This window comes from Desulfatiglans sp., assembly GCA_012513605.1.
GTDB lineage: Bacteria > Desulfobacterota > DSM-4660 > Desulfatiglandales > HGW-15 > JAAZBV01.
The window spans coordinates 1-2847 of sequence record JAAZBV010000068.1; the positions used below are offsets into that span (position 1 = coordinate 1).

2 protein-coding genes are annotated in these 2847 nt (G+C 38.3%); one reads left to right on the top strand and one right to left on the bottom strand.

What is annotated here, in order from left to right:
- Positions 1–424: 424 nt before the first annotated feature.
- Complete coding sequence (locus GX654_08565) at positions 425–1393, bottom strand: site-specific integrase (GenBank protein NLD36907.1); 969 nt, start codon at positions 1391–1393, stop codon at positions 425–427.
- 601 nt (positions 1394–1994) lie between these two features.
- Here GX654_08565 and GX654_08570 point away from each other — a divergent pair.
- A complete protein-coding gene (locus GX654_08570; GenBank protein NLD36908.1) occupies positions 1995–2801 on the top strand; it encodes a DUF3108 domain-containing protein in 807 nt (268 codons plus the stop codon).
- The last annotated feature ends 46 nt before the right edge of the window (positions 2802–2847 follow it).

Consider the following 2847-nt stretch of genomic DNA (forward strand, 5'->3'; position numbering starts at 1 on the left):
AATTCAAGGGGGTAGGTCTTCACTACAACGGGTTTTCACACCCCTCTCTAATAATTACAGTTACTTATACCCCGAAAAATCGTCATTTTTACTAAAACACTAATCGAATAGCGAAAGTCGGGCTAAATTAATGGTTGGGTTATTTTTTTCGTTTGATAGAAATGCTGCCATTTTTAATCCCCTCTCGTGGGTCGCCAAGGGGATAAAAAAACCCCGCGACCACACAACAAATGAATGTCTGCGTTCGCGAGGATTATTGTTTATCAGGGGGGTAAATCTGTAATACTTAGGTTCTCCCGCAGCCGTTTAAAACCCTGAATGGCTATTCAATTTTAGATATTATGTGATCAGTTAGGAAATTTTGTCAAACTAAAAAAAGGTAAAAAAATAATTATCCTGATTTTTTTCTTCAGTATACCTATTATTATTTTTCTAATTTAATAATTTTAACCTTCGCCTGTTTTTTTAATCTCAGGTTTTTTTCAAAGGCAGTCACTGCTGCCTTAAGACTATCTGGTGCAAGGTGGGAGTATCTCTCTGTCAGTGCGATACTCTTATGACCCATAAGCTGTTGGACTGTGTATAGCGGGGTGCCCTGCTGAACAAGCCAACTGGCGTAGGTATGGCGCAAATTATGGAAGGTAAATCTTTGTCTCCGGTCGGTGATCCCTTCATTAAATCCAAGTTCATCAATGACTCGCTCAAATGTTTTAGAGATCTGTCGTATTGTATCGCCTGCATTGCTTGTAAAAACCAGATCATTAAAAAAATTGTTTTGCGACTTTATTTTTTCAAACATAGCTTTCACTTCACTGGTCATAAATGCTGGTCTTGATCCGGATTTTGCATCCTTAATATTAATAATCCCCTCTTCCAAATTTAAATCGACCCATTTTAATTTGAATATTTCGCTTGCCCTCATGCCGGTATGTAATGATAAAAGCGATATATGATAAACCTGTGTTGATTTTTCTTTAAGTTTTTCCAAGAGTATGTCGGCCTGTTCATGGGTAAAAAAAGTCGTTCGCTTATTATCATATTTCGGCTTCTTTACTTGCTTTGTTGGTGAATCCCTGTCAGTGAGTCCGTCCCGTTTTGCCTGATTCCAGATCTGCCGGGCAGTGGAGAATACATACTCTATAGAACGAGGTGCCTTCTTTAAATCTGTCATAGCCTTTTTTATCTTTTCAATATGAAGGGGAAATATATCTTTAAAGGGCATATTGCCAATATAGGGTTTTATCCATTTGGTAAAAAGAATCTTTTCGGCATGTACGCTACCAGGTGCTTTGTTTCCCAGTAAAGGCAAATAACTATTATTGTAAAATTCACTAAAAGTTACAGATTCCTTCTCAGACTGTTTTTTTAAAGTTTCTCTCTTTTCACGCTGCACATTTTCGACTTCTCTTTTTTCAGAAAGAGTTTGAGGCCCCTGACCTGTTCGGTGCGATTCCTTAAGTTTAGCCAATTCACCAGCGGCTTTTTCTACTGTCCATCCCTGTGATGCCCAGCCCAGCCCCTCATCGTGGCGTTTGCCATTTGCCCAGAAATAAATGGCAAAATATTTGTCATATTGTATTCCGTGTTTCCGCGTGTTATGAATGCGGTACCTGACCCCGGGGTGTTTTGTTTTGTTATATTGTTGAGCCATTGATAACCTCAATTTTTGGTACACGGTTGATGCGTGTACAAGAGTATAAAATTATTTATTAATCAATTTCCCTGAATCTGTACACGGATAGTACACGTTTTCAAGGTTAAAGTAAAGGAAATAGTATGATGTTAAATGAAAGTTAAAAATGATTTATCTTATTGATTTACTTACTATATAATGTATTTAAGTGATGTTATCTGAAACTATATGAAAGTGGGCAAAAATTGACTCTTAATCAATTGGTCGAGTGTTCGAGTCACTCCAGGCCCACCAGAATTCATATATAAAGGGTTTCAGATCTTCTGAAGCCCTTTTTTATTTAGCTCAAAAAAGGAGCATCATGAAAGCCTGGTCTATTAATTCAAGAGATATCCTTATATTAACGGCTTGTATACTTGTAATATTGTTTTACTCCTCTCCTGTTAAATCAGAGCAAGAGTTTTTTTCCCAGGGGGAAAAGATAACCTTTGAGGTAAGGTGGTCGTTTGTTGTTGCAGGTGAGGCCACACTTGAGGTTATGCCAGTTGAAGACCTTAATGGAGCCCCAGCCCTTCATTTTGTCTATACCGCAAAGACCACCCCTTTTGTTGATGCCTTTTACAAGGTACGTGACAGGATAGAATCATGGACTGACAAAAATCTAACCCGTTCGTTTCTGTACAGAAAAAGGCATGAAGGAAAATCAGTAAAAGAGATATTAGTTCAGTTTGACTGGAATAAGCTTGAGGCCAGGCAAATAAAAAATGCAAATATAACAGATACTGTTTCAATTGAAGGGAACACCTTTGACCCCCTTTCAGTATTCTATGCATTCAGGGTTGGAAAGCCTGATGAACATAACTGTATTAAGATAAATCTTACTGACGGCAAAAAGGTGATCAGGGCAAACGCAAAACTGCTTGGGAAGCAGAAGGTTACCATTGCGGAAAAGAGTTATGATACCATACTGGTTGAGCCTGAAATAGAGGGTATAAGCGGGGTATTTCAGAAAACAAAAAATTCCAGGATGCAGATATGGATTACAGATGATAATAAAAGGATACCTGTAAGGATAAAAAGCAGGGTAACTGTCGGGAGTTTTATTGCAGACCTTATCTCATATTCACCGGGCGGGAAAACCTCAGGGCCAAATATACAGGGACAGTAAAAACAGTAAACAGCGGCGCCTCTTCAGACCCATAAAACAAATTTAA

Coding starts and splice junctions, on each gene's coding strand:
- GX654_08570 (NLD36908.1), top strand. CDS start 1,995: ATGAAAGCCTGGTCTATTAATTCAAGAGATATCCTTATATTAACGGCT.